A 26,402-nucleotide genomic window follows, 5' to 3' on the forward strand; every position below is an offset into this window, starting at 1 on the left:
CAATCGCCACACTCAACCCATGCCGCGCCACCTTCAATCGAGGACACTGCCATGACCGAGTTCGTTATCGCCCCCGTTGCCACACCGTCCCTGGCCGTCGCCGGGACGTCCGGCCGCTTTCCGATTCGTCGGGTTTTCTGCGTCGGCCGCAATTATTCCGACCACGCCCGGGAAATGGGCCACGACCCCGACCGCGAGCCGCCGTTCTTCTTCATGAAGCCCGCCGATGCCGTGGTGCCCGCCGAAGGCCGGATTGCCTACCCGCCGCTCACCGAGGACCTTCATCACGAGATCGAGCTGGTCGTGGCGATTGGCAAGGACGGCGTGAACATCGACCCGCAGGATGCCTTGGCCCACGTCTGGGGCTACGGCGTCGGTCTGGACCTGACGCGCCGCGACTTGCAGGCGCAGGCCAAGAAAATGGGCCGGCCGTGGGAGTGGGCCAAAGCCTTCGACGCCTCTGCGCCTGCCACACCGTTGCGTCCGGTCAGCGAGATCGGCCACCCGGAAGCCGGGGCGATCTGGCTCGACATCAATGGCGAGCGCCGTCAGCGCGGCGATCTGTCTGACCAGATCTGGGCTGTGCGGGACGTGATTGCGCACCTGTCGCAGTCGGTCGGGATCAAGGCGGGCGACCTGATCTACACCGGCACGCCGGCCGGTGTAGGTGCGTTGCAGCGTGGCGATGTGCTCACCGCCGGGATCGAAGGCATTGCCGAACTCAGTGTGACAATTGGCTGATCCGATGTGGATGCCCGCCTGATAATCGATTGGTCCGGCTGCTGCCGTTGCCCTACCATGGGGCAGTCCGAACCAGCGATTTCAGGTGTTTCAGCGATGGCCCATCCGTCCCGCATCCAGACCTATGGCATGCAGCAGCGCAGCGACCGCATGGATTTCTACATCCGTGACAAGTCCGCCCGACCCGCGCTGACAGCGCCCCATCGCCATGAATATTTCCAGATCCAGATCAACCTCGGCGGCGACACCGTGCAGCACATCGGTGGCGCGGTCAGGCCATTTCCGCGCAACACCCTGGCGTTCATCCTGCCCCATCGACTGCACGTGATTCCGCACCCCGAAGACGGCAATTTTGTGCTGATCAATTTCTCTCAGGAATTTCTCCTGCAGCATCTGCAGTGCGATCCGATGGACCTTGAAGATGTGCCTGTGGCCGAGGCACCCGAGCTGGCGCCGTTCCGGTTTCAGGAGCATGTGGATTTCACACTCGACGACGCTGACTTTGCTGAGGTAACCGCGCTGTTGATGCGGATGCGCGACATGGATCGCGCCAGGCCATTGGGTTCAGGCGCGATCCTGCGAGGGTGTCTGCTGCAGTTGATCGGCACGGTGTGCAATCGCTACGAAGCGCAGTTGCTGGCGCTGTCCGCGAACAAGGCCGAGCGGCGGGGACGGCGCGATGCGATGGGCCGGGTGATCGACTACATTCGCGCGCACATCGCCGATCCGGCCATGACCCTCACCGATGCCGCGGCGGCGGCCTTTTTGTCGCCCAATTACCTGACCCACCTGCTGCGCAAGGAAACCGGCAGCAGCTTTTCCGAACTGGTCCTGGAGCGGCGCATGCGGCTGGCGCGCACGCATTTGATGAACAGCAGCAAACCCTTGAGCCACATCGCCGAGATCTGCGGGTTCACCGACGAAGCCTATTTCTCGCGGCGTTTTCGCAAAGCCCACGGCATGCCGCCGGGGCAGTTTCGCCGGGAGCGGCGGGGTGGTTGAAGAGGGTTTGGAACGGTTTTAAAGGGGACTGATTTATTTACCGGTTTTAGGGTTTTAAAGGGGACTGATTTATTTACAGCGCTTCACCGTAAATTAATCTGTCCCCGTTCGAGCGAGAAAGTGATGGCGCCGGGACTGGCCTCTTCCCGGCTAAAGCCGGTCCCACTGAAAGCATCTTGCCCGCTCAATCTCAATGTGCTGACTTCTTTCCTGCCTGAACCCAGGCTACCTGAACAACGCCTAGTTAGTGGGACCGGCTTTAGCCGGGAAGGCGTCGACACAGCTGGCATCAATCTGGCGCCTTCTGCCTACAGCTCAATCGCCTTGGTCAGCTCGCTGAACAGCGCCGACACCGAGCGCAGCGCCCGGCAATCCGGCCGGGTCAGCAGCCACAGCCCGGTGCCATGCCCTGCGAGCGCTTCAGTAATGGGCTGAACCTCGCTGTCCCGAACCATGAAATCCGGCAGCGCTGCCACACCCATGCCTGCGCGCACCAGTTGCGCCACTGCCAGCATGGAGCTGCAGCGATAAGCGAGGTTCACGCCGGGCAGATGCTGCCGGCGCCACATCACGGTCGGGTGATCGGGGAGGAAATCGTCGGGGGCGATCCAGGCCATGTCGTCGAGGGCCCGATCACCGCAGCGTTGCGCGTAGGCCTCGCTCGAACAGACCCGATACACAACCGTGCCCAGGCGAGTCCCGACCAAGTGCTCAGGCGGTGTGTTGGTCAGACGCAGCGCGATGTCGGCGTCGCGGCGGCTCAGGTTGGCAAAGGTGCTGGAGGTGTTCAGTTCCAGGCGCAGGCCCGGGTAGTCCGGCATGAAGCGGCTCAGGGCGGGGAGCAACAGGCTTTGCAGAACAGCTTCGGTACAGGTCAGGCGCACGGTGCCGCTGACGACTTGCCGGCCCTGCTCAAGGCTCAATTGCGCGAGGGCCAGCGCGTTCTCGGCACTTTCGGCCTGCTGGGCAAGCGCCAGTGCTGCGCTGGTCGGTACGTAGCCAGCGCGGCTCTTGTCGAAGAGCGCCGTGCCCACCGCCTTTTCCATCCGACGCACCGCGCGAAACACCGTCGAGACATCGACCCTCAGCAGTTCAGCGGCCTTGGCCAGCGTCCGCCCACGCACCAGCGCGAGGATGAGGGTGAGGTCGGCATGATTGATTCGATAGTGCGCAGCTGCATTGATCACTTGCCTGGACGCCAATTCTGATTGCAGAACGACAAGCTTATAGTCGCCCCCGGACCTCATGCAAAGCGTTTTGATATCAGGGAGCACACATGACTCAGCGGCAGAAAATCCGAATCGCGTTGGTGGGAGACTACGACCCGAGCGTGCCGGCGCATCAAGCGATACCCGTGGCGCTGGACAGGGTGGCGAACGAAACGGGGCTCGACGTCCAGGCAACGTGGGTCCCGACGACGGACATCGGGGATGGCGCGAGCCTGCAGGGGTTCGCGGGCATCTGGTGCGTGCCGGCCAGCCCCTACCTCGACATGGACGGCGCGCTGACGACGATTCGCTTCGCCCGGGAGCGGCAGGTGCCCTTCCTCGGGACGTGCGGCGGCTTTCAGCATGCGTTGCTGGAGTACGCGCGCAATTATCTGGGCTGGGCCGATGCCGAGCACGCCGAAACCGCGCCGGAATCGGAGAACGCCATCATCACGCCCTTGACTTGCTCGCTGGTCGAGGCCTTCGCGCCGATTCGTCTACGGGCCGGGTCGCGGATTGCCGCTGCGTACAACTCGCTCGAAACCCGGGAGCGCTACCGTTGCCGTTATGGTTTGCGCAAGGAACTGGAGGCCTACGTGTTTGCCGGCCCGCTGAGAGTGTCGGGTTACGACGAAGACGACGAGGTCCGGGCTGTGGAACTCGATGGTCATCCGTTTTTCGTCGCCACGTTGTTTCAACCGGAACGCGCCGCGCTGGAGGGCAGCACCCCGCCGCTGGTGAAGGCTTTTGTGCGCGCCTGCGCGGCGGAGTTGATTTGACATGATGATGGCCAACACTTTTGGTGTGCCGTATTACGCGGTGATCTTCACTTCGATCCGCACTGAGCTCGAAGCACCGGAATATGACGACGCGGCCCGACGGATGCTCGAACTTGTTCGTCAGCAGCGGGGTTTCCTTGGCGTGGAGTCGGCACGCGGCGACGATGGGCTGGGGATCACTGTGTCTTACTGGGCGGATGAAGCCGCGATCCTGGCCTGGAAAGAACATCCGGAACATCGAGCAATCCGTGAGCGCGGCCGGTCGACCTGGTATCGGCAATGTACGACGCGGGTTTCCAGGGTGGAGCGGGAGTCCAGCTTTGGCAGTTGAAGTACCGTAGCCGGGGACAGATTAATTTACGGTGAAGCGCTGTAAATAAATCAGTCCCCTCTGTGAGTCTTCACATGCACCCTCGATTGTGCGGTGTGGCGAATGACGTCTTCCCGGCCAGAGCCGGTCCTAATTATCCCATCAAGGCATGACCGGCGGGATGTACGCCAGCGTCGTACCCAGCACCCACAACAGAAACAGCACCAGCGGCGTATGCACCAGCAACTGCACGAACGAGAAGCCGATCAAATCCCGCGCCTTCAGGCCGAGCACGCCCAGCAGCGGCAGCATGTAGAACGGGTTGATCAGGTTCGGCAGGGCTTCGGCAGCGTTGTAGATCTGCACCGCCCAGCCGAGGTGGTATTTGAGGTCGTTGGCGACCTGCATCACGTACGGCGCTTCGATGATCCACTTGCCGCCGCCGGACGGGATGAAGAACCCGAGAATCGCCGAGTACACACCCATCAGCAGCGCATAGGTGTCGTGGGAGGCGATGCTGGTGAAGAACGTCGAGATGTGGTGCGCGACCGTTTGCGCGTCACCGCCCTTGACGGTTGTCAGCAGCGCGGCGATCGAGCCGTACAACGGAAACTGAATCAGCACGCCGGTGGTGGTCGGCACGGCGCGGGCGACGGCATCGAGGAAACTGCGCGGACGCCAGTGCAGCAGCGCGCCGACCATGATGAACAGGAAGTTGTAGGTGTTCAGGCCGGAAATCGCGGTGATGGCGGGCTTGGTGCTGAACTCGTTGTACAACCAGCCGGACGCCAGCGCGACCATCAGAATGATCAGCAGCGGGCTGTATTCCAGCCATTCGCCCGGGCGGGTGCGCGGCGGCAGCGGTGGCAGGCTGAAGCTCGGGTCGATGCCGCATTCCTTGGCATCGCGGGCGTTGGCCGGGCCGGGCGCCGTGGCGTAGGCGACGATGATCGAGACCACCAACAAGGCCAGCAGCATTACCCCGGACTGCCAGAGAAAGATCGTCTGGGTGAACGGAATCACCCCGGTGATCGCCAGAATCGACGGCGGCAGGCTGGCCGGGTTGGCTTGCAGCTGCGCGGCGGACGACGACAAGCCCAGGGCCCACACCGCGCCCAGACCCAGATAAGCCGCGGCACCGGCGGCGCGGTAGTCCATTTTCAGATCGGTACGACGGGCGAGGGCCCGCACCAGCAAGCCGCCGAACACCAGCGACAATCCCCAGTTGAGCAGTGAGGCCACCATGCTGATCAGCGCGACCCAGGCCACGGCCGAGCGGCCGTTTTTCGGGAGGCGCGCCAGGCGGTCGATCAGTTTGACCGCCGGCGGCGAACTGGCGACGACGTAACCGCCGATGACCACGAAGGCCATTTGCATGGTGAACGGGATCAGGCTCCAGAAACCGTCACCGAAGGCTTTGGCGGTGTCGGCGGGTTTGGCGCCGATGACCAGCGTGGCGAAGGTGACGATGACCACGGCCAGGGCGGCGAACACCCACGAGTCCGGGAACCAGCGTTCCGCCCATTTGGCGCAACGCAGGGCAAAGCGGGCGGAGCGGCTTTCTTCGATGTCGGCGGCCACGTGTGTTACCTCTTTTTAGTTATTGTTCAGGTTTTTTGGACGGCAGTTTCAAGTGTTGGCGGTGACGTGAAAAAAGCACCGGTTCAGATACAGCAAAGCCCCTTCATCGCTGAAGGGGCAGGGCGGTCTGACGAAAGGTGCGGGTGTGGCAAACGCTTACGCTGTGGCGAAAACGTGGGGCATGACGCGGATCCTGCAGAACCGCGCCATTGCCGGGGCGATCAAAACGTCATTTCAATCACGTTATCCGGCACGATCAGTTTGCCGGCGGTCTTGGCGATGATTTCATCCACGGTCACGCCCGGGGCGGTTTCGCGCAGCACGAAGGCGCCGTTTTCGATCTCAAGGTACGCAAGGTCGGTCAGCACTTTCTTGATGCAGCCGGCGCCGGTCAACGGCAGGCTGCAGCGTGACAGCAGCTTGGATTCGCCGTCCTTGGACGCGTGGGTCATGGTGACGATGATGTTTTCGGCGCCAGCCACCAGGTCCATCGCGCCGCCCATGCCCTTGACCAGCTTGCCGGGGATCATCCACGACGCAATGTTGCCCTCGACGTCCACCTCGAACGCGCCGAGCACGGTCAGGTCGACGTGGCCGCCACGGATCATCGCGAAGGACTCGGCCGACGAAAAGATCGATGCGCCCTTGCGTGCGGTCACGGTCTGTTTGCCGGCGTTGATCATGTCCGCGTCGATGGTCTCTTCAGTCGGAAAGGCGCCCATGCCGAGCAGACCGTTTTCCGATTGCAGCATCACGTCGATGCCGTCCGGGACGTAGTTGGCGACCAGGGTCGGAATGCCGATGCCCAGGTTCACGTAGAAGCCGTCTTGCAGTTCGCGCGCAACGCGCTGTGCCATTTGTTCGCGGGAGAGTGCCATGGTCTTGGGTCTCTTTTATTCTGTCCGGACTGTAGAAAACCGGAGATACAAAGGGGGAAATCGGGGCGAGTGCGCTTGGGTCAGCCTTTTCTGACGGTTCGCTGCTCGATGCGTTTCTCGAACGTGCCCAGGATCACGCGATCGACATAGATGCCGGGGGTGTGGATTTCGGTGGGCAGCAGCACGCCGGGTTCGACGATCTCTTCGACTTCCACCACGGTGATCTTGCCGGCGGTGGCCACGACCGGATTGAAGTTCTGCGCGGTGTGACGGTAGACCACGTTGCCGAAGTGGTCGGCCTTCCAGCCTTTGACGATGGCGAAGTCGCCGGTGATGGCTTCTTCCAGAATCACATGGCGGCCGTTGAACTGACGGGTTTCCTTGCCTTCCGCGACGGGGGTGCCGTAGCCGGTGGCGGTATAGAAGGCGGGAATGCCGGCGCCGCCTGCGCGCATTTTTTCGGCCAGGGTGCCTTGGGGGGTGAGCTCGACTTCCAGCTCGCCGCTGAGCAACTGGCGTTCGAACAGGGCGTTTTCACCGACGTAGGACGCGACCATTTTGCGGATCTGCCGGTCTTCCAGGAGGATGCCCAGGCCAAAGCCATCGACGCCGCAGTTGTTGGAAACCACCGTCAGGCCTTTCACGCCCATGCGTTTGATTTCTGCGATGAGGTTTTCCGGGATGCCGCATAATCCGAAGCCGCCGGACAGCACGGTCATGTTGTCGGTCAGCCCGGCGAGGGCTTCAGCGTAGGTTGCCACGCGTTTGTCGAGTCCAGCCATGGTGAGATCCCGCCTTATTTGTAGTTGTGTCCGACAATCTAAGCATCGGAGAGCGTTGGCCGCATCTTCTCTCGCAGGCAGTGATTTGTTAATTTTGATTTTTTGATCGATTGATAAGTAAACCAAATATATGAACGTTAAGCAGCTTCGGGCCTTTCTGGCAGTGGCGCAGTGCTTGAGTTTCGCTCAGGCTGGCGAACGGCTGCATGTCTCGCAACCGGCCTTAAGCCTGACCATCAAGGCGCTGGAGGAAGACCTGGGCGGGCAGTTGCTGACCCGCACCACGCGTCATGTCAGCCTGACCCCGGAGGGCGAGGCCTTGCTGCCACTGGCCCGCCAGTTGCTGGCTGATTGGGACAACACCGAGGAACTCCTGCGTCAGCGTTTCACCCTGCAAATGGGCAAGGTGTCGGTGGCCGCCATGCCGTCCTACGCGGGCAATCTGCTGCCCATCGCGCTGAAGGTGTTTCGCGAGCGCTACCCACGGGTGAACGTGGCGGTGCACGACGTGATCAACGAGCAGGTGGTGGAAATGGTCGGGCATCGCCGCGTGGAAATGGGCATCGGCTTCGAGCCCGAGGCGGGCACTAACCTGATCTTCACGCCGTTCTACATGGATCGGTTTGTCGCCGTGGTGCCGAAAGATTCTCCACTGGCCGCGCGCCGCGAAGTGAGTTGGGATGAGCTGCTGCGTCACGACTTCATCACCCTGCAACGCCCGTCCGCCGTGCGCCTGCTGCTGGAGCAGGACCTGCAGAGCCAGCACGGCAAACTGTCGGTGGCGTTCGAAAGCCATCAGCTGTCGACGGTGGGGCGCATGGTCGCCAATGGCCTGGGGGTCAGCGCGGTGCCATCGCTGTGCATCGCGCAGATGGAAGAACTCGGCGCCCGCTGCATTGCCCTGGAAGGCCCGCGCATCGAGCGTCGTATTGGTTTGATGACCCAGGCGGATCACCAACTGTCGGCAGCGGCCCAGGGGTTGCGCGAGGTGCTGATCGAATGCGCGCGGGATTCAAATGCCGCCCTCGCGAGCAAGCTCGCTCCCGCTGGGTGATACCGCATTCCACTTTGGAGACCGGCGGCGAAACGGCCAGATCCTGTAAAAATTTAACTGCGACGCAATGCCGCATCCGGTATGGTTCGGCCGGTTGAAACATATTGTTTCAAAACATCCCGAGATAAAAACCGAACGGTAAGGGGCTCCGCGTTGGATCTGTCGTCTGCTGCCTGGGTGTTTCATGACACTCGCCTGATCATCTGCTGCCTGATCGCCATTGCCACCATCATCGTGCTGATCAGCGCCACCAAGCTCCCGCCGTTTCTGTCGATTCTGGTGGGCACATTCATCGCAGGGATAGGCGCGGGGTTGCCAGCGGAGGCAGTGGCGAAGGCGTTCAGCAAGGGCGCGGGCGGGATTCTCGGTGAGGCCGGGATCATCATCGCCCTCGGTGCCATGCTTGGGGCGCTGATGGCCGAATCAGGGGCGGCGGATCGCATCGCGTCGACGTTGCTGGGGCTGGGCAAGGGCAAGACGCTGCCGTGGGTCATGGCGCTGGTGGCCATGGTCATTGGTCTGCCGCTGTTCTTTGAAGTGGGCCTGGTGATGATGGTGCCGATCATCTTCGTCATGGCGCGCCAGTCGAACCAGCCGCTGCTGAAAATCGCCATTCCGGCGCTGGCCGGCATGACCACGCTGCATGCATTGATGCCGCCGCACCCGGGGCCGTTGATTGCTGTCAGCGCCTTGCACGCCGATCTGGGCCTGACCATGTTGCTGGGTTTCTGCGTGGCAGTGCCGGCGGTGATTCTCGCCGGTCCGCTGTACGGCAACTGGCTGTCAAAGCGCATGCACATCGAGGAGCCGGCAGAGCTGGGCGAGCTGTTCTCGGCCAAACCCACTGCCTCCCGCCAACCGGGCTTCGGCATCTCGTTGCTGATCATCCTGTTGCCAGTGATCCTGATGCTCGGCAGCACCCTGGCGAAAATCGCCATGGCGCCGGAAAGCAACACCGCCCTGACGCTGAAATTTCTCGGTGAGCCGCTGGTGGCGTTGGGCATTGCGGTGCTGGCGGCGACGGTGTGTCTGGGCTGGGCCAACGGTATCTCCCGCGAGCAAGTGGGCGGCACGCTGCGTAAGAGTCTCGCGCCGATTGCCGTGCTGCTGTTGACCATCGGCGCGGGCGGCGGCTTGAAGCAAACCTTGCTGGACGCCGGCGTCAGCCAGACCATCAGCAAAGTGGCCGAAGGCGCGCACATGCCGTACCTGCTGCTGGCGTGGTTGATTGCGGTTGCGCTGCGTCAGGCGACCGGTTCGGCCACTGTGGCAACGACCACCACGGCGGGCATCCTTGCGCCGATGATGGCCGGGCTGGCGCCGGTGGAAGCGTCACTGGTGGCGCTGGTGATCGGGGCGGGCTCGGTGTTCTTCTGCCACGTCAACGACGCCGGGTTCTGGATGGTCCGCGAATACTTCGGCCTGCAACTGAAGCAGACAATCTGGGTCTGGTCGGTGCTACAGACCATTGTGTCGGTGGTGGGTCTGATCGGCACGTCGCTGTTGTGGCACTTTTTGGTCTGACCATGTCCAGAGCAAACGCTGAAGCCTTTACGGAGTGAGCAGCCTTATGGAATGGTATTTGCCAAAACATTGAAGGCGGTCATGCGGGCCTCTTCCCGGCTGAAGCCGGTCCTACAGTGGGTATGCGGTGTCTGTAGGACCGGCTTCAGCCGGGAAGCTTTTGATCTCGATCTTCGAACGCAAAAAGTCCAGTCACCGCCCAACCCGATAGCCACTATCAAGACGACTGATTTCTGCTGGAAAGGCCCGGGGCGTAGCCTTGGCTTCATTCCGGAAACGAGCCGAATGGAGGCTCCCAATGAACCGTCTTCTTGTCCTCTCCCTGTTACTCTCCGCCTCCCTCCTCGCCGGTTGTGCCGCTGGCAATCATCCCGAGCTGCGTGCCTACAGCGCTGAAGAAACCCACCAGCTGGCCCTCGAAGACCTCAATCGTGGTGGCTTGTCCTACGACGAATTCCAGGCCCGCAAAGCCCGACTGATCGAACAGCCACAGCTGCAACGGGCCCACGCGTTCGATAACCGTGGTGAAGTGAACGCCGAAGTCAGCGTCGCGTCGAAAGCCCGTCAGGGTTGAGCCGGAACACTTACAACGCCAGCTTCAAGTGCCCGCCCGCTTCCGTGTGACGCGCCTGAGTCCGGTGTTGCAGGCCCAGTAAAAAGTGATCCAGACCGTCATGCAGGCGCTGGGTCAGCAGTTCATCCAGCTCACCGCCCAACGCGTTCTCGCCATAGCTGATCTGGCTGTCGATGGCGAATACACCGTGCAGCACTTCCTGGCATTTCAGCGCCGACAGCACGGGTTTCAGCGCGTAATCCACCGCCAGCATGTGGGCAATGCTCCCCCCCGTTGCGATCGGCAAGACCACTTTGCCGTGCAATGAACGCTCCGGCAGCAGGTCGAGCAGCGTCTTCAACGCCCCCGAAAACGACGCCTTGTACACCGGCGTGCCGATCAGCAAACCGTCCGCCTTCGCCACCGCGTCGATGAAAGCCACCACCTGGGGGCTGTCGAATCGGGCGTAGAGCAAATCCTCGGCGGCAAAATCCTGAATGCGCACACCGCTGACTTCGACGCCACGGTCCTTGAGCCAGTGCGCCGCATGCTGCAACACCACGCCCGAGCGCGATCGGGTGGAAGGGCTACCTGAAATCGAAACTACCAACATGTGTTGTTTCCTTGGGGTCAGTCACCCGAGGTGCGAGGCACCGAGCAGGCCGCGTTCAACGCGAAGTAATGGGCGTGAAGACCCTTCGCCGGTACTCAAGCAGCATGCGTGCCAGCGCTCTCCATCGCCCGCCGCCCCCGTCAATCCAGCGATCACACACAGCTGCAATCCTGCCAACCACCCCAAACTGTTGATCCAGGCGCACGCGACTGTTGATCCACTGTTTCCCCAGCGACACTTGCCCTCATCAAATCAAACCCAAAAAAAATCCCCGCAGTCGGACCACTGCGGGGATTTCTCTGTTGCTCTGCTGTCAGCTTGAAGCTTCAGACTTGCGGCTTGAAGCTGGCACTCAATTCCTGAACATCGCACCGGTCTGGATGATGTTGTTCGAGCCCAGCAACTGGCTCACGTAACGGCTCCAGCGGGTGATGTTGGCCGGGCCGACAAACACCACGTCCTGGGCGGCCAGCTCGAAGCCTTTCGCCAGCGCGTAAATGGTCGGCTTCTTCGCGGCCAGGTGATAGACCGTCGCGCCGTGGGTGGCGTCTTGTGCACGAATCACATACACCGCATCGCCATCGGCTGCGTCAGGGCTCAGGCCGCCAGAGGTGCCAAGCGCTTCCAGCAAGGTCACACTGGTGGTGCTGAAGGAGATCACCTGCGGGCGCTGAACTTCGCCCAGCACGTAGATCTTGTTCTTCGAATTGCTGTTGAGGTGCAGGTAATCGCCGTCTTTCAGGAAGATCTTGCTGATCTGCGAATCCTTGCGGTTCAGCGAGTCCACGTCGATCACGTAATCCTTGCCATCGCGACGCAGGGTCAGGCCGGCAAGGTTGGCGTCGGTCGAATCAAGACCGGCCTGGCTGATGGCCTGAACCAGGCTCAGCGGAATGTTGGTAATCGGTTGCGGGCCAGCCGATTTGAAGGCACCCGAGAGCAGGACGCGCTGACTGTTGTAACGCAGCACTTTGACGTCGACTTTCACTTCGGTGTACTGCGGCGCCAGCCCCATGCGCAGTTGATCGCGGATCTGCGAAACGGTCTTGCCGGCGGCCTGGATACGGCCCACGTACGGGAAGAACACGGTGCCGTCGTTCAGCACTTCGCGGCTGTTGGCGTCCAGTTGTTCCTGGGAGCCGGGCGCGGTCAGTTCAGGGTGTTCGAACACCGTCACCAGCAAGGCGTCGCCCGGGCCGACGACGTATTCAGGCGTCTTGTAGTTCAGCAGTTCCGGGGGCAGTGGTTTGGCCGCTGCGTCCGCCGTTTTCTGCTGCTGCGCAAGGGTGGCAGGGGTGATGTTGATCAGCGTGACCTGGGGACCGTCGGGGTCTTTCTCGGTGACATCGCTGTAAGACATGTACTGACCGGGGGCGAATGCGCAGCCTTGCAACACCAGACTGGAAAGCAGCACGACCGCTAACGTTACTTTCATATGAATGTTCCTTCTCATCCTACTAATAGGTGCGTACTGGCACCGCAGTGATTTCTTTGCATCCCTTACTTACACCGAACATCGGATCACATTCGCTCATGCACCCGTGCACCTCCCGCCAAGCTTACTAGCCCTTGGCCATGTTTGTGGTTATTGGCAGATTTTCTTTTAGAAGGCGTTCTTGTTGACGAAGCCTTTGAAGAGCGTCAGCAGGATGATTTTCAGGTCCAGCCAGACCGACCAGTGCTCGATGTACTGCAGGTCGAATTCAACGCGTTTCTGCATCTTGTCCAGCGTGTCGGTTTCGCCGCGCCAGCCGTTGATCTGTGCCCAGCCGGTGATGCCCGGCTTGACCTTGTGCCGCAGCATGTAACCCGACACCTGTTTGCGGTACTGCTCGTTGTGCGCCACGGCGTGGGGGCGCGGGCCGACGATGGACATCTCGCCGCGCAGCACATTGAAGAACTGCGGCAGCTCGTCCAGCGAAGTGCGCCGCAGGAACGCGCCCAGCGGCGTGATGCGACTGTCGTTGCGCGTGGCCTGGGTCACCACCGAGCCGTTTTCCTGCACGCTCATGCTGCGGAATTTCCAGACCATGATCGGCCGACCGTCCAGCCCGTAACGGCGTTGACGGAACAGCACCGGGCCGGGGGAGGTGAGCTTGATCGCCAGGGCAATCAGCATCAGCGGCAGGGCGATCATGGTCAGGATGATGCTCGACAGCACGATGTCTTCCAGCCGCTTGACCACGCTCCAGGCGCCGTCCATGGGCGAGTCGAAAATGCTGATGCTGGGCAGGCCGTTGATGCTCTCGCTGCGGGCGTGCAGCAACTCGAACATGAAAACGTCCGGGATCACGTAGACCGACGCGGTGGTGTCGCTCAAGCCTTTGATCAGTGCCTGCAAACGTTCTTGTGCACCGAGTTCGAGGGTGATGTAGACCTTGTCGATTTTGCCGTCGCGGGCGTCCTGGATCAGTTGATCCAGATCGCCCAGCACCGGAATGCGCCGGCCAATGCGCGCCAGGTCGATCTGCTGCGGCGCCTGGTCATAAAAGCCCAGCAAGTTCAGGCCCATCCAGGGCGCGCGCTCGATGGACATCGCCAGGCGCTCGCCGCAATGGCCGGTGCCGACGATCGCCACGCGCCGGGTATTGAAACCCTGGGCGCGCAAACTGTGCAGCACGCTGCGGATCGCCAGACGGTAGCCACACAGCGTTACCAGCACGGCGGCAAACCAGGCCATCTGGCTGTTGTCGGCCAGATGGTCGGGCTGTAACAGCAGGTAGTCGACGAACAGCAGCAGCACGAAGGCCAGACCCCAGTAATTGGCGACCTTCAGCAGCTCGCGCACGATGCGCTCGCCCCGCCACGAGCCGTACAGCTGGTGATATTCAGCCAGCCAGTGGAAAGCCACCGCCGCCAGCAGAATCTGCATCCAGGCTTCGGCGCTCATCGGCGTGCCGGCGAGCAGGTTGATGCCATAACCGCCGACCGCGATGACCGCCAGATCGAGCAGCCGGTGAGCGACGGACAGCGACGATGAATGGGCATGCAGGATGCCCCGTAATGGAGTGCGCATATTCTGTGCTCGCTCAGACGGATTTGATCGGAACAACGCGGGCGGAGAGGTCGCTGCTGACCAGCGTCGGCGCGCTCAGGATCGGCCGGGTGTGTGCTGGCTGGCGGCTCTGACGGGCAGCGCTCAGGCGGGCCTCGACGAACTGGCGCATTTCCTGCTCGAAGCGGGCTTCGCTGAAGCGCTCGGCGTTGCTCCGGCAGGCTTGCGCGGTGATGCGTGAGCCGTTGATCTCGAACGTCTCGATGGCGGCCATCAGCGACGCCACGCTCTGCTCCGGGTAGAGCACGCCGGTGGGCTGCGGGTGATCCAGGCCGCAGACCGTTTCCACCACGCCCCCCTTGGCGAACGCGATGACCGGCGTGCCGCAGGCCTGGGCTTCCACCGGGCTGATGCCGAAATCCTCTTCGGCGGCAAACACGAACGCCTTGGCGTTGCTCATGTGCTCTTGCAACACCGCGAACGGCTGATAACCCAGCAGCGTAACGTTCGGCGCGTTGGCCGCAGCGGCCTTGGCCTTGTCCATTTCCGGACCGTCGCCGATCACCACCAGCCGCTTGTTCGGCATGGCCGCGAAGGCTTCGATGATCATCGGCATGCGCTTGTACGGGACCATGCGCGAGGCGGTGAAGTAGTAATCCTGCTTCTGTTCCTGCAGCGCGAATCCGCGGGTGTCCACGGGCGGGTAGATCACCGTGGATTCGCGACGGTAGGCCTTGGTGATGCGCGCGCCAATGAAGTGCGAGTTGGCGATGAAGTCATCGACGCCGGCGGCGGTGCGCTGATCCCACATGCGCATGTAATGCAGGATCATCCGCGCCACTTTGCCTTTCAGGCCGGTGCTCAGGTTCGCCTCTTTGAGGTACTGATGCTGCAGGTCCCAGGCGTAGCGGATCGGCGAGTGCACGTAGCTGACGTGCAACTGGTCCGGGCCGCACAACACGCCTTTGGCCACGGCGTGGCTGCTGCTGATGATCAGGTCGTAACCGGACAGGTCCAGTTGCTCGATGGCCATCGGCATCAGCGGCAGGTAGCGCTGGTATTTGGTTTTGGCCTTGGGCAGGCGCTGGATGAACGTGGTTGTCGCGACCTTGCCGCCCAATTGGGCGCGGTCCTGGTCGCTGAGGAAATCGATGACGGAGAACAGGTCCGCCTCGGGCCAGATGTTGATCAGCGATGCCAAAACCCTTTCGGCACCGGCGTACGTCACCAACCAGTCGTGGACGATTGCAATTTTCATTGGAATTCTCTGCATTAACGGCCGAAGGACGCCCGGCACGTCGAGCGAAGCTCGCGAGGGCGGTCCCACAACCTTTCCATGTTCGCAGGCGCTAAATCAGACGCTCACAGGCTGCGTCTTGGCGTTGCGGTTATTGAGGCGTTTTCCGAGCTGGATGAAAGGGTGTTCGAGGTAGCGAAAGCACAGATGGGCAGCGCCCAGGGTCAGCACCGTCGCGACCAGCGCCACCAGCAGGCCCGGTGCGTCGGTCCCGCGCAGCAGAAACTCGCTGAGCATGCCCATCGACGGGTGCAGCAGGTACAGCGAATAACTCACTGCGCCCAGCCAGACCAGCGCCGGGTGGTTCAGACGCACACTGCGGGTCAGCAGCACGAAGCTGACGATGGCCACGGCGTAGGTGAAGCAGTAACGGCCCCAGGTTTCGCCGGTGCCCATGTCCTTGCTGTAGGCCATGATCAGTGTTGGCGGCAGCAGCACGGCGAAGGCCACGAACAGCATGTTCAGGTTTCGCGTCAGCGCCGCGCTGTGTTCGGCCAGCAACCACTGGCGCCACACCGAGCCGAAGAACATCAGCGACAACGCCAGGGGCAGCGCCACCGGCAGTTTGTGTTCGGTCAATGCGCGGGCAATGCTCATCGCCAGCGCGGCGAGCAGAAACACCAGCGAACAGCGCGCCCGGAATGCCAGGTCGTACAGCTTGCCGGCGATGAACAGCGCCAAACACAGCCCGTAGAACACCAGTTCGATGAACAGCGTCCAGTACAGGCCGACCACGTCGTCGAAGCCCAGTGCCGCTTGCACCATGGTCAGGTTGGCGACGATCTGCGGCCAGGACGGCAGCGGCGCGCCGGTCAACTGAAGCATGAGCACAAACAACACCAGCGACAGCCAGTAGGCCGGGTACAAACGCATGAAGCGTGAGATCAGAAAGCGTCGGGCGCCGTCGGGCACCGGCTTGAGGCTGTAGGGAATCACTACGCCGCTGATCATGAAAAACCACAGCACCCCCAATTTGCCGGGGTCGATCAGGTAATCCAGCGCCCAGACGTGACCGATCACCGGTGCGTACAAATGGGTGAAAACCACCATCAAGGCGGCGATGCCGCGCAATGCGTCGAGATAGGCAAGGCGTTTCATGGCAATGCCTCAGAGCTTGCTGGAAGATTCGCGACCCAGGGCATCGCTGCCCTGGCTGCTGCGCCGGTCTCTGGCCGGACTCAGCAGTGCGTCGATGCGTTGGGAAACCTGGCGCGCCGATTCTTCCCAGGAGAACCGCGCCACGTTGTTCAGTCCGCGTCGGCGCAGCGACAGCCGCAACGGCATGTCAGTCAGAACGCGCTCCATGGCGGCGGCCATGTGCTCAATGTCCAGCGGGTCGAAATACAGCGCGCTGGCCTGTAGCACTTCAGGAATCGACGCCGCGTTCGCCGCCAGCACCGGGCAACCGCACGCCTGGGCTTCCAGGGGCGGAATGCCGAAGCCTTCATACAGCGACGGAAACACAAAGACCGTTGCGCCCTGGTACTGGCTGATCAGTTCGTCGTCGCTCAGGCGGCCCAGAAAGCGGATGCGTGGGTCACGGCTTGCCAGGCGTTGCAGGTTGTCGTCGCTGAAGATTCCGCTGGCGCCACCGACGATGCGCAATTGCAGATCATCGTGACCGCGCAGCAGGAGGAACGCCTGAATCATCCGGCTGAAATTCTTGTGCGCGCTGGGCGAAGACACCGCCAGCAGGTAGTCCTGTTGCTCTTTAAGGGGCGGGCCCGGTTGAAACGCACCGCTGACGGCGTTGGGCACCACGAAGATTTTCTTCTCCGGGAATCTGTAGAACTGCGAGATTTCGCCCTTGGAGAAGGCGCTCACGGTCAGCAGCGATTTGATCCGGGACAGCATGATCGGCGTCATGGTCCGGTACAGCATTCGGAACGTGCGGGTGTAGCTTTCCGGGTGACGCACATAGGTGACGTCGTGGTGGGTCGCGATCTGGTTGCGGTAAAACAGCGGCGCGGTGCTGCACAGGGAAATCAGCAGCGGGTTGCCCTGACGGCGGAGGTACAGCGGCAGGTCCAGTTGTTCCCACAGGTGGCCGCGGTGGCTGCCGATGCATTGCACGTCGAGGGCCTTGGCGCTCTCGTGCATCTGAATGCCGTGGGGCGCAACGAACACCACGTCGTCGCGCAGCTGCTTGAGGGCCAGGCAGATCTGTTCGGCGAAGCGTTGAACGCCACGCAATTCCTGGGTCAGGAAACGTGCATTGATCACAATCATTGTGGTCGACCTGTAGAAGAGATAAAGGGGTCGTGCGCAGAGCCGTCAGCGCCCTGGATGAAGGGGCGCCCAAAAGAAGGGCCGAAATAAAAAAGGCAGAAATCAGGGCAAGGCAAACAGTGCCGGGCGTGTGCCCAGGCTTATTATTTTCGGGAAGTCATCAATCGGCACTTGCGCCGAGCAACGCCCGTCGTTGCAGTTCCACGGGATACCGCTGTCGACCAGCCCGCGTTGCGGCTGGCGGGTGTCGATGTATTGCACGTTGCCGCGCAACACGCTGCTGGCGTCCACCTTGATCGATCGCGGCAGCCCGGCGGTCCAGGCGACCATGATCTGTTCCGAACCCCGGGCGAACCGCAGCAGGTATTGCGAGTCGATTTCCCGACTCTTTTCAGCGTCGTAGCGGAATTGATGCAGCGTCGGGCTGATGGCCTTCAGCGTCAGGTACGCCTGCTTGACGCTCAGGTCCTGATTCAGCAGACCGAAGTTCTGCTCCGGGTCAGTGCCGTCGGGGCCATCGTTGAGCAGGCCGTTCCACCACATGCCCTTGATGTTGGGCATCGTCTGCGCCAGGAAGAAACTGCGCGCCAGAAACGCCGCCTGAATCTTCTCGTCACCGCCGCAGCGGCCGTCATTACTGGGCCAGCCTATTTCAGTGAGGTACAGCGGCACCGGCTCTTTGTTGCGGTTCTTTTCCGTCAGGTCCTCGCTGATCCGCCGCAGCCAGGCAATCCAGTTTTCCGGGGTGTTGCGCTCATCCGAACGGCAATACACATAGGGATGAAGCGACAGCCCGTCGACATGGTTGAGCACCCCCGATTCCACCAGCCGATCGGCAAACCCCAGGTCCATGCCCTGGCTCGTCACCGCGCCGGCCAGGATCACCATCGGCCGCTGATTGGCGCGAATGCGCTTGGCGGTCTGTTCGATGAGCAGGCTGTAGTCTTCGGCGAACCCAGGATCGACCGGGTTTTCCTTGTCCCACTCATTCCAGATCTCGTAGAAGTCCACGCTGTCGGTGAGCTGGCGAGTGACGAAGCTGGCGTAGTTGCCGTAAGCATCGCGCATCGAGGGTTTGCGCGGTTTGGCGTAGTTCTCGTAAAACGGGTTGCCGTAGCCCAGCACCAACAGCGGTCGCAGGCGGTTTTCCTGGGCGGTGCTCAGGAATGACTGCCACGAAGGCTCAATCTTCAATAACCCTCGTCGGGGCTCGGCGCTGGACCAATAGGCATCGTCGCGCACCGAGTCGACACCCGCCGCTTTGAGCAGCTGCAGCGCGCGGCCGGAGGTGCCGGGTTTGTTCATCAAGTGCGTGTCGACGCCGATGATGAACGCTTCGTCAGCCCGCGTGGCGCAACTGATCAACAAGCCCAGCAACAGGACGGCCGAGGGTCGTCGTAACCGGGTCAGGTATGGGATGAGCATGGCTTGTCTCAGTGAAGAGGCACGGTCCGGAGCACTTGCTCAGGTAGGTCTCGGGCCGTCGGCGTTAGTGTCGGCATCACGTGCAGGCATGCCGCTGTGTTCAAACCGGGTGGGGCAGCGTGTCCCGGTTGGGCTGGGCAATGTCGTCCAGCAGCGTCTGGGCAAAAATGCTTTGGTAACTGTCGAGCATCAACTCAAGGTTCAGTAATGACGCCACGCTGACCCGCGCTTGACCGCTCAGGCGCGCCAGCAATTCCGGGTTCTGGTGCAAACGCAACATCGCCTGGCCCAGTGAGTCAGGGTCCTGCGGGTCGCACAGCAAACCGTTGAGCGGGTCCTGAATGATCTCCGGCAAACCGCCCATGCGGCTGGCAATCACCGGCACCGAGTGGGCGCAGGCCTCGACGGCGACCATGCCGAACGGCTCGTTCCACAGCGACGGCACCACGGCGACGTCGATCTGGCGGTAGAACGCTTCAGGCGTCTGGTAACCGACGAAGCTGATCTTCGAGGAATTCGCCAGCGCCTTGAAGGTGGCTTCGTCATCCGTCTGGCCACGCCCGGCGATCTGCAGCGTGGCGTCGAAGGGCAATCGCTGAAACTGCTCAATCAGCCAGGCCACGCCTTTCTGATGGGACAGCGTGCCCATGTAGCCGAAGCGCAACGGCGCTTTTTTCGTCGCCAGGTCCGCTTGCCGCCGCTGATGGGGCGGGGTGGTCGGCGGCGTGAACGGGCTTGCGTTGTGCACCACGTATGGGCTGGCAGCGCTGAAATAACCGCGCTGCTGCAGCTTTTCCAGAATGAAGCGGCTGACACCGACCACCGCCGCGACCTGGGCCGAGCGCGCGTCGTGGCCCTTGCGGAAAGTCTGGCAGCTGCCACATTGCTCCTGGCAGCACTGGCCGCGTTTGAACATGTTGCTGCTCGGGCACATCAGGTACATGTCATGCAGCACCTGCACGATCGGCAGTTTTGCTGCAGTGATCTCGTCCCAGACCGACACCGACCAGCCGGCCAGGTTGTGGCAGACCACCAGTTGCGGCTGCTCGTTGCCGATGACGTGTTTCACGTAGCGGCGCATTGCGCCGTTGTAGCGATCCCGCAAATGCCAGCCCAGGCGCGCCAGACGGCCAGGCCGTTGTGCGCCGAAATGCCAGTAGAAATTACGCAGGCCGGCCCGGTAGACCTTGACGCCGTTCACCGCTTCAACGCTCAAGCCCGCGTCGGGGCCGGTCACCAGCACGCTGACTTCACAGCCGCGCTGCTGCAGGCCTTCGACGGTACGCTGAAGAATGATTTCCGCGCCGCCTCCAATGTGAGGGGCATACAGGCTGCTGATGAACAGTATTTTCATAATGGATACGACTGATTCAGACCCAGTACCCCGGACTCACCGTCGCGGATGGCTTGTTCGATCAGGCCGAGGCGCTCCTCGGCACCGCGCCGCTTGGCGATCAGCCGCAGCAGGCGGAAGAACACCCAGCGGTTGAGGCCGTACAGCAGCGACGAATTGGCCCAGATGTTTTTGTCGAACCAGGCCTGGTTGCGCGCGCCGTAGTAGGCGCGCAAGTCCGAGCCCCCCAGCAGGAAGCTCTCGTAGATGTTGTTGGTGCGCGCCTTGATGTTCCACGAGCTTTCCAGGTCGTCGAGCAAGGCGTCCGGCACCAGAAAGATCCGGCCGCCACCGGCGGTGATGCGAAAGGTGTATTCGCTGTCGTCGGCGTACAGCATCAACGCGTCCAGCGGCAGGCCGATGCGGCGATACAGATTGCGGTGGGCAAGCAGGCCGCCGTACGTGGCGAACGGCAACTGCACCATGGGCAGTTTGCGGTGCGGGCTTTGCGGCGCGCCCCACGGCAGTCGGCGCCAGATCTTGTACGGCAGCTGCGCGATGTGAAAACCGAAGAAGCTCGAGCGACGCTGAATGGCGAAGCGGTTCGGCACGCCGGCGGCGATGTCCGCCTGATGGGTTGGACGAAAGCCCAGCACGGCGGCCTTGTCTTCACCGTCGATGCGTTTACGCTCTTCAAGCACCTTGTGCAGCGTGGCGATGGCGTTGATGGTCGGCGCGTTGTCATCGTCCATCAGCCAGATGTGCTCGGCACCGGCGTCCAGCGCGGCCTGGATTCCCACCGAATAGCCCCGCGCCGAACCGGTGTTCTCGTGCATGTAGATCACGCTGACCTGATTCGGCCAGGTGCGCCGCAGGGTGTCCAGCGGCGCGGTGGACGCGTTGCTGACGATGATCACGCGATCGATCAGCGGACTTTCCAGGGAGCGGCTGACCAGCGTGTGCAGGTAGTTGAAACGATCACCATAGGTGAGCGTCACCAGTGTGGTTTTCTGGGTCATGGCGAGTTCCGGGCGAAGGGGGGTCAAGAGGCTGAAAGCATCAGCCCCGTGGGAATCAGGATGTGTGGATCAGAGGTGCAAGAAGTTGAAGGGCAGTGAGGCTCGGTTCAAGCCTGGACTTGCATCCGCGACAGGCTGCTGACCGGCAGGCTGACCTTTTGCTCGCGTTGCAGCAGGTTAAGGAGAATCACCGCGCGTTCATCACCGTCGGCGGCGAGGAAGATCGCCTCGACGTCGTTGAAGCCCTCGGCGGTGATCCGCACCGTTTCACCTTCTTGAAAGGCGACCCTGGCCGGCGGCGCCAACGGCGCCAACAGACGCTGGCGGATTTGCTCGATCAACGCATCCTGCACCGGAACCGGCATGCCGCCGAAGGTGACGATGCGTGCCACGCCTCGGGTCGAGCGGATCGGGTACCAGTTGTCGCTGGCTTGATCCATGTGAATGAACAGGTAGCCGGGGAAGAGCTCTTCTTCGGCCGGCGCCCGTGAGCCGCGTTTTTTCTCGCCGTGCTTGACCGGGCGGTAGCACTCAAACTGCTGACGTTGCAGGTGCTCTGCCGCGCGTGCTTCCTGGCGGGGTTTGGTCTGGATGAGGTACCACCGCGCGGAACCACAGGCGCTGTTGACGACTTCAGACATACATTTCACTCCACTGCGATCCGGTGCGACCCGGTCAGGACAACGTCAGGTTTTTGTGCCAGCCCGCGCATTATGCCCGGCCCGGCGCAGGATGGATGCTTGTCCAGCCCGTATTCGGTCAACATCTGCTGCACCTGCTCGACGCAGTTGAACATCAGCACATCAATGATCGACAGGTTGGCGACAAAAGGTTGCCGAAACTGCCGATACACCACCGGGTTCATCCGGAAGAACCGCACCAGCAAACCGTTGCGGGCGAAGTGATCACGGTCGTAGAGCACCGATCCGCCTTCCGGGGTGATGAACGCGGTGGCTTCAAACGTGTGAGCGATGCGGATGATGCGCTCCTGCTTGTCCGCAGCGCTACCCAGTATAAGGTCCGAGCTGCGCAGGATCGGCGTCACGATGTGTAGATAAGCACAGATTTCACGGATGGCGTGTTCGGCATACAGCGCGATGTTCTGCTGCGGAAAACGGATCAACCGCTCCAGCAGCGGCATGACCTGCGCGAAACAGGGCGCCTCGCGATAACTCTCGGCGAGCAGATCAATCAGCCGCAGCGCTTCATCGCTGAAGTGGTTGCAGAGTTGACGTTGATTGATCTGCAGCTCAAAGCGGTCTTTCTGCAACGGGAAGCTGATCAGCTTCGCTTCGCCGTTGTGCAGGATGCGGTTGCGATTGACCCAGCCGGACCGCACATACTGCAGATCGTCTCCCAGGACGAAGACGTCTGCGGCGGCAATGAGCTGAAAGTAACCCAGGTAGGGGAACAGATACGGCTGCATCACTGCAAGGGTCCTGGCCATGTGTGTCTCCTTGGCGTGCGTATCGATTTACTTGCGGACCGTGGTGTAGTCGTAACCGTACGCGGCGCAGTCGTAGTCGGCGGTCGACGCCTTGCGCAGGACACCGTTGAAGATCGCCCCCTTGATCAGAATGCCGTTGTGCATCAGGCGGCGCTTGCACGCTTCGATTTCCTTGGCGGTGCTCAGGCCGAAGCGGGTCACCAGCAGGCAGGTGCCGGACTGGCGGCCGACCAGCGTGGCATCGGTCACGGCCAGAATCGGCGGGGTGTCGATGATCACCAGGTCGTACAGCGGCGACAGCTCGCTGATCATTTTGTTGAAGTTGTCGTGCATCAACAGCTCGGACGGGTTCGGCGCCGCGTAACCGCAGGAGATGAAGTCCAGGTTGCGCACTTCCGTGTGGTTGATGACTTCCTTGCTGCCCAGACGCGCGGCGAGGGTGTCCGACAAACCATGCTTGGGCGTCAGGTTGAACATCTTGTGCAGGTAGCCTTTGCGCATGTCGGCGTCGATCAGCAACACGCGTTTGCCGGTCTGCGCAATGATCACCGCCAGGTTGCTGGAGACGAACGACTTGCCCACGCCCGGCGTCGGGCTGGAAATCATCAGCACGTTGTTGCGGGCTTCAAGCATGGCGAAGTGCAGGCTGGTGCGCAGGCTGCGCAGTGCTTCGATCGCCAGTTCCGTCGGCGCGCTGACGCTCAGCAGGCGCGGCTCCTTGCTCGCCGAACGGCTCTGGGCGGCCTTCTCCATGCGTTCCTGCAGTCGCGAATACGGCAGCGATGCGTACACCGGCATGCCGAGGTTTTCGATGACTTCCGGGTTGTCCACACCGCGATAGAACGCCTGGCGCACAAACACGGTGGCAACGGCCAGCAGCAGACCGATCAGGGCGGCGACCAGCACGATGATTTTGCGCATCGGCTTGACCGGCTCTTCGACGTTGGCGTCGGCGTTGTCGATGATGCGGACGTTGCCGATGCTGCCCGCGCGCAGGATGTCCTGCTCCTGGCTCTTGTCCAGCAACAGGGTGTAGGTCTGCGAGGTGACCTGCATGTCCCGGTTCAGCCGCAGCAACTCTTGTTGCGTGGCCGGCAGGGCTTCGATCTTCTTCAGCAGCGCGGCTTTCTGCGATTCAACCTGGCCGATCTGCGTCATCAGGGCGCGGTAGGTCGGATGCTCCGGCGTGTACAGACGCTCGACGTCGACGCGCTTCATTTTCAGGTCCGACAGGGTGCCTTCCAGCTTGACCACCTGATCCAGAACCGACTTGGTTTCAACGCTCAGGTCAACCGACTTGGCGCCCATCTGGAAGTTGTTCAGCGCGATTTCCGACTGCTCCAGCTGCTTGCGCACGGCAGGCAGTTGCGAACGCAGGAACTCCAGACGCTGGGCGGCTTCGGCCGAACTGCGCTCGACGTTCTGACGCACATACAGGCGGCTGACTTCGTTGAGGATGCGTTTGGCCAGTGCCGGGTCGGGGTCTTGGATCGACAGATAGACGATCCCGGAGTCCTTGCCCGCTTCCATGATTTTCAGACGGTCCTGATAATCCAGCGCGGTGGTCAGGGTGCGTTGACGCGCCACGGTGAACTCGGTGCCCGGACGGGCATTGAGCGCCGCCACCTGGATTTTGATGCCGCTGCCTTCCACAGTCTGGCCGACCGGGCCGCTGAGCAGCTTGTTGCGGTCTTCGTCATAGAGGGTAAAGGTGCCAGGCTTGCCCGCCACCATGGTCATCTTTTCACCCAGCAGCGCGTCCGGCACGTCCAGCTGGAACACATCGATTTTCTCGCCACCCCAGGCGTAGCTATTCAAGCCGAACATCGGATCGGCCACTGCGCCTTCACGCTCCGGCTTGAACCGACGCGCCATGTAGGTGCCCAGCCCCGGGATGTATTTAGGCTTCTGCACGATGTACAGCTTGAGGTCATCAACGACCTTGCCCAGCACCGCGCGGGATTTGATCAGCTCGATTTCGGTGGTCGCCTGGGACACCGACAGCGGCTTGCTGGAAATTTCGGTGCGGCCTTCGATGCCGACTTTGCGCGGCTCGATCTGAATCATCGCGTTGGCCTGGAAGATCGGCGTGGCCAGAATGGCGTAGGTGGCGCCGAGCAGGACGCAGATGCCGACAATCGACGCAATCAATCCTTTGTGATCGAAAAGTGTGCGCAAGATAGTCGCCAAATCGATCCGGGAGTCCTGGACCTCGTCCAGAGAAGTACGGTTCATAGCGGTCATTTATCTTGGATCTCCTGACTGAAGATAAGGAAGCCAGTCGTCGACACAACGCGAAAGCTGCTCGTAGGTCTGTTCAAAGGCTAGTTTCGGGCGCCGGTAGGGGTCGGCGATTTCCAGCGCGTGTTGCCATTTGCCAATCAGAAACGTCTTGCCGCGTACCTCGGGGGCCAGCTTGAGGACGCTCTGGGTCTGACGATGCTCCATGACCAGGATCAGCTCAGCTTCGTGGAGCATCTGCCGATCGATCTGACGGCTTCGATGTTTGTGGGCGGGGACACCGTTGACGTGCAGCACGGCCTGAGCCAGCGGGTCGATGGTGGAACTGAGCATGGCGTGGGTGCCGGCCGACGAGATCTGGACGCGCGCGTTCGGCACCCGTTGTCGGAACATGGCTTCGGCCATGGGGCTGCGACAGATATTGCCGACGCAGACCACCAGGACGTTACTGAACATGACCTTTGCTGAGGGTCGTCATCAGTCTCTTGCTGATGTTTGCGGTGAAGTTCTGCCCAACGGCCAGGAGTGTCTGCATCTTGCGTTTCGGGGTAATCGCCGACAGCGAGTACTCGACCAGCTCCATCAGGAAATGCTCATACAGCTCTTGATGACCGAGCCGGTTGTAGTAGTTGGCCAGGGCGCCCGAGGTCTGCAGCGCCATGTGCAGCTTGCGTTTGTTGGAGCGCATGGAAAACACGCCGCCCGGGTGCAATCGGTACATGGCCGGCTTGACCTCGCCCATGAATTTGCCCTTGCCGTAGGCGCCGAGCAGCGACCACCAGACCAGATCATTGAGCGGCGCGGCGCGCAGCTCGGGGGGCAACGACTCGAACACGTTGCGGAACACCGTGGTCAGCGTCGAGATCGGCCGCGCCTTCTGTAGCTCCAGCGCCGTGGCATCCCCGCGCAGCTTGCCTTGCAGCTGAATCGGGTACTGGCCGCTGATGTCGAAGGGAATCGCGTCGTGGTAGGTCAGCACGTAATCCGGATTGTTCTCGAGAAAATCCACCTGGATCTGCAGCTTGCGCGGGTCCGTCCAGTAGTCGTCGCCTTCGCAGTAGGCGATGTAGCGGCCCCGTGCTTCGCCGAACAGACGCGGCACCGGCGGGTTGTTCTGCGAGTACTGATTTGTCTCGTGGTAGAAGGGGCGTATCAGCGTCGGGAAGCGTTTGACGTAGTCGGCAATGATGCGGGCGGTGCCGTCCGTGGAGGCATCGTCGTTCACCAGGATTTCGAAGGCGAACGTGGTTTGCTGCATCAGGAAGCCTTCCAGCGTCTGCGCGACATAGGCCTCCTGGTTGTAGGCTGGGCAGACGATGCTGACCAGGGGCGCGGCGCACGGCGAGGCGCTCGTCTTATTGCTAGTAGCATCCATGGCTTGAGTACTCGGA

The 26,402-nt window shown here is 61.8% G+C and carries 25 protein-coding genes; 7 read left to right on the plus strand and 18 right to left on the minus strand.

The window, feature by feature from the left end; translation table 11 throughout:
• The first annotated feature begins 51 nt into the window (after positions 1 to 51).
• Positions 52 to 741: a fumarylacetoacetate hydrolase family protein gene (locus tag SLW74_RS15050; RefSeq protein WP_065986237.1), complete on the plus strand. Its 690-nt coding sequence runs from the start codon at positions 52 to 54 to the stop codon at positions 739 to 741.
• 96 nt (positions 742 to 837) lie between these two features.
• Positions 838 to 1,743 (plus strand): AraC family transcriptional regulator, encoded by a 906-nt coding sequence (locus SLW74_RS15055; RefSeq protein ID WP_410929356.1) that lies wholly within the window; start codon positions 838 to 840, stop codon positions 1,741 to 1,743.
• A 308-nt stretch (positions 1,744 to 2,051) separates the two neighbouring features.
• On the opposite strand, the gene SLW74_RS15060 is transcribed toward SLW74_RS15055, so the two are convergent.
• The gene (locus SLW74_RS15060) at positions 2,052 to 2,990 is read right to left on the minus strand and encodes a LysR family transcriptional regulator (RefSeq protein WP_410929357.1); all 939 of its coding nucleotides are present in this window, start codon (positions 2,988 to 2,990) and stop codon (positions 2,052 to 2,054) included.
• A 29-nt stretch (positions 2,991 to 3,019) separates the two neighbouring features.
• Between SLW74_RS15060 and SLW74_RS15065 the strand changes: the two genes are divergently transcribed.
• Together SLW74_RS15065 and SLW74_RS15070 are read left to right on the plus strand one after the other, a co-directional pair.
• On the plus strand, positions 3,020 to 3,730 hold the full coding sequence (locus tag SLW74_RS15065; RefSeq protein ID WP_410929358.1) for a CTP synthase: 711 nt from the start codon (positions 3,020 to 3,022) through the stop codon (positions 3,728 to 3,730).
• 4 nt (positions 3,731 to 3,734) lie between these two features.
• Positions 3,735 to 4,061: an antibiotic biosynthesis monooxygenase family protein gene (locus tag SLW74_RS15070; RefSeq protein WP_410929384.1), complete on the plus strand. Its 327-nt coding sequence runs from the start codon at positions 3,735 to 3,737 to the stop codon at positions 4,059 to 4,061.
• A gap of 141 nt (positions 4,062 to 4,202) precedes the next feature.
• On the opposite strand, the gene SLW74_RS15075 is transcribed toward SLW74_RS15070, so the two are convergent.
• The 3 genes from SLW74_RS15075 to SLW74_RS15085 all read right to left on the minus strand — a co-directional run bounded on the left by SLW74_RS15075 (position 4,203) and on the right by SLW74_RS15085 (position 7,281).
• Positions 4,203 to 5,621: a short-chain fatty acid transporter gene (locus SLW74_RS15075; RefSeq protein ID WP_410929359.1), complete on the minus strand. Its 1,419-nt coding sequence runs from the start codon at positions 5,619 to 5,621 to the stop codon at positions 4,203 to 4,205.
• A 221-nt stretch (positions 5,622 to 5,842) separates the two neighbouring features.
• Positions 5,843 to 6,499 (minus strand): CoA transferase subunit B, encoded by a 657-nt coding sequence (locus tag SLW74_RS15080; protein ID WP_410929360.1) that lies wholly within the window; start codon positions 6,497 to 6,499, stop codon positions 5,843 to 5,845.
• Positions 6,500 to 6,579: 80 nt separating this feature from the next.
• On the minus strand, positions 6,580 to 7,281 hold the full coding sequence (locus tag SLW74_RS15085; protein WP_410929361.1) for a CoA transferase subunit A: 702 nt from the start codon (positions 7,279 to 7,281) through the stop codon (positions 6,580 to 6,582).
• A gap of 130 nt (positions 7,282 to 7,411) precedes the next feature.
• On the opposite strand from SLW74_RS15085, the gene SLW74_RS15090 reads away from it, so the two are divergent.
• The 3 genes from SLW74_RS15090 to SLW74_RS15100 all read left to right on the plus strand — a co-directional run bounded on the left by SLW74_RS15090 (position 7,412) and on the right by SLW74_RS15100 (position 10,433).
• Positions 7,412 to 8,335: a LysR family transcriptional regulator gene (locus SLW74_RS15090; protein WP_410929362.1), complete on the plus strand. Its 924-nt coding sequence runs from the start codon at positions 7,412 to 7,414 to the stop codon at positions 8,333 to 8,335.
• Positions 8,336 to 8,488: 153 nt separating this feature from the next.
• Positions 8,489 to 9,859, plus strand: a complete 1,371-nt coding sequence (locus SLW74_RS15095; RefSeq protein WP_410929363.1) for a gluconate:H+ symporter — start codon at positions 8,489 to 8,491, stop codon at positions 9,857 to 9,859.
• A 298-nt stretch (positions 9,860 to 10,157) separates the two neighbouring features.
• The gene (locus tag SLW74_RS15100) at positions 10,158 to 10,433 is read left to right on the plus strand and encodes a hypothetical protein (protein ID WP_192134812.1); all 276 of its coding nucleotides are present in this window, start codon (positions 10,158 to 10,160) and stop codon (positions 10,431 to 10,433) included.
• Positions 10,434 to 10,443: 10 nt separating this feature from the next.
• On the opposite strand, the gene ssuE is transcribed toward SLW74_RS15100, so the two are convergent.
• From ssuE to SLW74_RS15170, 14 genes are all read right to left on the minus strand, one after another.
• Positions 10,444 to 11,025 (minus strand): NADPH-dependent FMN reductase, encoded by a 582-nt coding sequence (gene ssuE, locus SLW74_RS15105; protein ID WP_192134813.1) that lies wholly within the window; start codon positions 11,023 to 11,025, stop codon positions 10,444 to 10,446.
• 352 nt (positions 11,026 to 11,377) lie between these two features.
• The gene (locus tag SLW74_RS15110; protein WP_410929364.1) at positions 11,378 to 12,460 is read right to left on the minus strand and encodes a polysaccharide biosynthesis/export family protein; all 1,083 of its coding nucleotides are present in this window, start codon (positions 12,458 to 12,460) and stop codon (positions 11,378 to 11,380) included.
• Between the two features lie 168 nt (positions 12,461 to 12,628).
• Positions 12,629 to 14,041 (minus strand): undecaprenyl-phosphate glucose phosphotransferase, encoded by a 1,413-nt coding sequence (locus SLW74_RS15115; protein WP_369318711.1) that lies wholly within the window; start codon positions 14,039 to 14,041, stop codon positions 12,629 to 12,631.
• Between the two features lie 13 nt (positions 14,042 to 14,054).
• Positions 14,055 to 15,278 (minus strand): glycosyltransferase family 4 protein, encoded by a 1,224-nt coding sequence (locus tag SLW74_RS15120; protein WP_410929365.1) that lies wholly within the window; start codon positions 15,276 to 15,278, stop codon positions 14,055 to 14,057.
• 96 nt (positions 15,279 to 15,374) lie between these two features.
• Positions 15,375 to 16,415 (minus strand): acyltransferase family protein, encoded by a 1,041-nt coding sequence (locus SLW74_RS15125; RefSeq protein ID WP_410929366.1) that lies wholly within the window; start codon positions 16,413 to 16,415, stop codon positions 15,375 to 15,377.
• A 9-nt stretch (positions 16,416 to 16,424) separates the two neighbouring features.
• Positions 16,425 to 17,546, minus strand: coding sequence for a glycosyltransferase family 4 protein (locus SLW74_RS15130; protein WP_410929367.1), 1,122 nt, complete (start codon positions 17,544 to 17,546; stop codon positions 16,425 to 16,427).
• A 102-nt stretch (positions 17,547 to 17,648) separates the two neighbouring features.
• A complete protein-coding gene (locus SLW74_RS15135; RefSeq protein WP_065986252.1) occupies positions 17,649 to 18,971 on the minus strand; it encodes a hypothetical protein in 1,323 nt (440 codons plus the stop codon).
• 100 nt (positions 18,972 to 19,071) lie between these two features.
• Positions 19,072 to 20,325, minus strand: a complete 1,254-nt coding sequence (locus SLW74_RS15140; protein ID WP_410929368.1) for a glycosyltransferase family 4 protein — start codon at positions 20,323 to 20,325, stop codon at positions 19,072 to 19,074.
• A complete protein-coding gene (locus tag SLW74_RS15145; protein WP_410929369.1) occupies positions 20,322 to 21,323 on the minus strand; it encodes a glycosyltransferase in 1,002 nt (333 codons plus the stop codon). The genes SLW74_RS15140 and SLW74_RS15145 overlap by 4 nt, the downstream gene beginning before the upstream one ends.
• 107 nt (positions 21,324 to 21,430) lie before the next feature.
• Positions 21,431 to 21,964 carry a transcription/translation regulatory transformer protein RfaH gene (gene rfaH / locus SLW74_RS15150; RefSeq protein ID WP_192134822.1) on the minus strand — a complete coding sequence of 178 codons (534 nt, stop codon included), beginning with the start codon at positions 21,962 to 21,964 and terminating at the stop codon, positions 21,431 to 21,433.
• A gap of 5 nt (positions 21,965 to 21,969) precedes the next feature.
• Complete coding sequence (locus tag SLW74_RS15155) at positions 21,970 to 22,770, minus strand: WbqC family protein (protein WP_410929370.1); 801 nt, start codon at positions 22,768 to 22,770, stop codon at positions 21,970 to 21,972.
• A 27-nt stretch (positions 22,771 to 22,797) separates the two neighbouring features.
• A complete protein-coding gene (locus SLW74_RS15160) occupies positions 22,798 to 25,014 on the minus strand; it encodes a polysaccharide biosynthesis tyrosine autokinase (protein ID WP_410929371.1) in 2,217 nt (738 codons plus the stop codon).
• Positions 25,015 to 25,467, minus strand: coding sequence for a low molecular weight protein-tyrosine-phosphatase (locus tag SLW74_RS15165; RefSeq protein WP_410929372.1), 453 nt, complete (start codon positions 25,465 to 25,467; stop codon positions 25,015 to 25,017). It lies immediately after the preceding gene.
• On the minus strand, positions 25,457 to 26,386 hold the full coding sequence (locus SLW74_RS15170) for a glycosyltransferase family 2 protein (protein ID WP_410929373.1): 930 nt from the start codon (positions 26,384 to 26,386) through the stop codon (positions 25,457 to 25,459). Before SLW74_RS15170 ends, SLW74_RS15165 begins: the two co-directional genes overlap by 11 nt.
• Between the last annotated feature and the right edge of the window lie 16 nt (positions 26,387 to 26,402).

This window comes from Pseudomonas sp. W5-36 (assembly GCF_046540455.1).
Taxonomy (GTDB): Bacteria; Pseudomonadota; Gammaproteobacteria; order Pseudomonadales; family Pseudomonadaceae; genus Aquipseudomonas; species Aquipseudomonas graminis_B.

Bases quoted from the DNA above. Each gene is read 5' to 3' on its own strand.
- rfaH (WP_192134822.1), bottom strand. From the start codon at position 21,964: ATGTCTGAAGTCGTCAACAGCGCCTGTGGTTCCGCGCGGTGGTACCTC.
- SLW74_RS15115 (WP_369318711.1), bottom strand. From the start codon at position 14,041: ATGCGCACTCCATTACGGGGCATCCTGCATGCCCATTCATCGTCGCTG.
- SLW74_RS15070 (WP_410929384.1), top strand. From the start codon at position 3,735: ATGATGGCCAACACTTTTGGTGTGCCGTATTACGCGGTGATCTTCACT.
- SLW74_RS15170 (WP_410929373.1), bottom strand. From the start codon at position 26,386: ATGGATGCTACTAGCAATAAGACGAGCGCCTCGCCGTGCGCCGCGCCC.
- SLW74_RS15110 (WP_410929364.1), bottom strand. From the start codon at position 12,460: ATGAAAGTAACGTTAGCGGTCGTGCTGCTTTCCAGTCTGGTGTTGCAA.
- SLW74_RS15165 (WP_410929372.1), bottom strand. From the start codon at position 25,467: ATGTTCAGTAACGTCCTGGTGGTCTGCGTCGGCAATATCTGTCGCAGC.
- SLW74_RS15090 (WP_410929362.1), top strand. From the start codon at position 7,412: ATGAACGTTAAGCAGCTTCGGGCCTTTCTGGCAGTGGCGCAGTGCTTG.
- SLW74_RS15060 (WP_410929357.1), bottom strand. From the start codon at position 2,990: ATGAGGTCCGGGGGCGACTATAAGCTTGTCGTTCTGCAATCAGAATTG.
- SLW74_RS15100 (WP_192134812.1), top strand. From the start codon at position 10,158: ATGAACCGTCTTCTTGTCCTCTCCCTGTTACTCTCCGCCTCCCTCCTC.
- SLW74_RS15080 (WP_410929360.1), bottom strand. From the start codon at position 6,499: ATGGCACTCTCCCGCGAACAAATGGCACAGCGCGTTGCGCGCGAACTG.
- SLW74_RS15140 (WP_410929368.1), bottom strand. From the start codon at position 20,325: ATGAAAATACTGTTCATCAGCAGCCTGTATGCCCCTCACATTGGAGGC.
- SLW74_RS15085 (WP_410929361.1), bottom strand. From the start codon at position 7,281: ATGGCTGGACTCGACAAACGCGTGGCAACCTACGCTGAAGCCCTCGCC.
- SLW74_RS15125 (WP_410929366.1), bottom strand. From the start codon at position 16,415: ATGAAACGCCTTGCCTATCTCGACGCATTGCGCGGCATCGCCGCCTTG.
- ssuE (WP_192134813.1), bottom strand. From the start codon at position 11,025: ATGTTGGTAGTTTCGATTTCAGGTAGCCCTTCCACCCGATCGCGCTCG.
- SLW74_RS15055 (WP_410929356.1), top strand. From the start codon at position 838: ATGGCCCATCCGTCCCGCATCCAGACCTATGGCATGCAGCAGCGCAGC.
- SLW74_RS15160 (WP_410929371.1), bottom strand. From the start codon at position 25,014: ATGACCGCTATGAACCGTACTTCTCTGGACGAGGTCCAGGACTCCCGG.
- SLW74_RS15050 (WP_065986237.1), top strand. From the start codon at position 52: ATGACCGAGTTCGTTATCGCCCCCGTTGCCACACCGTCCCTGGCCGTC.
- SLW74_RS15145 (WP_410929369.1), bottom strand. From the start codon at position 21,323: ATGACCCAGAAAACCACACTGGTGACGCTCACCTATGGTGATCGTTTC.
- SLW74_RS15065 (WP_410929358.1), top strand. From the start codon at position 3,020: ATGACTCAGCGGCAGAAAATCCGAATCGCGTTGGTGGGAGACTACGAC.
- SLW74_RS15130 (WP_410929367.1), bottom strand. From the start codon at position 17,546: ATGATTGTGATCAATGCACGTTTCCTGACCCAGGAATTGCGTGGCGTT.
- SLW74_RS15155 (WP_410929370.1), bottom strand. From the start codon at position 22,770: ATGGCCAGGACCCTTGCAGTGATGCAGCCGTATCTGTTCCCCTACCTG.
- SLW74_RS15135 (WP_065986252.1), bottom strand. From the start codon at position 18,971: ATGCTCATCCCATACCTGACCCGGTTACGACGACCCTCGGCCGTCCTG.
- SLW74_RS15120 (WP_410929365.1), bottom strand. From the start codon at position 15,278: ATGAAAATTGCAATCGTCCACGACTGGTTGGTGACGTACGCCGGTGCC.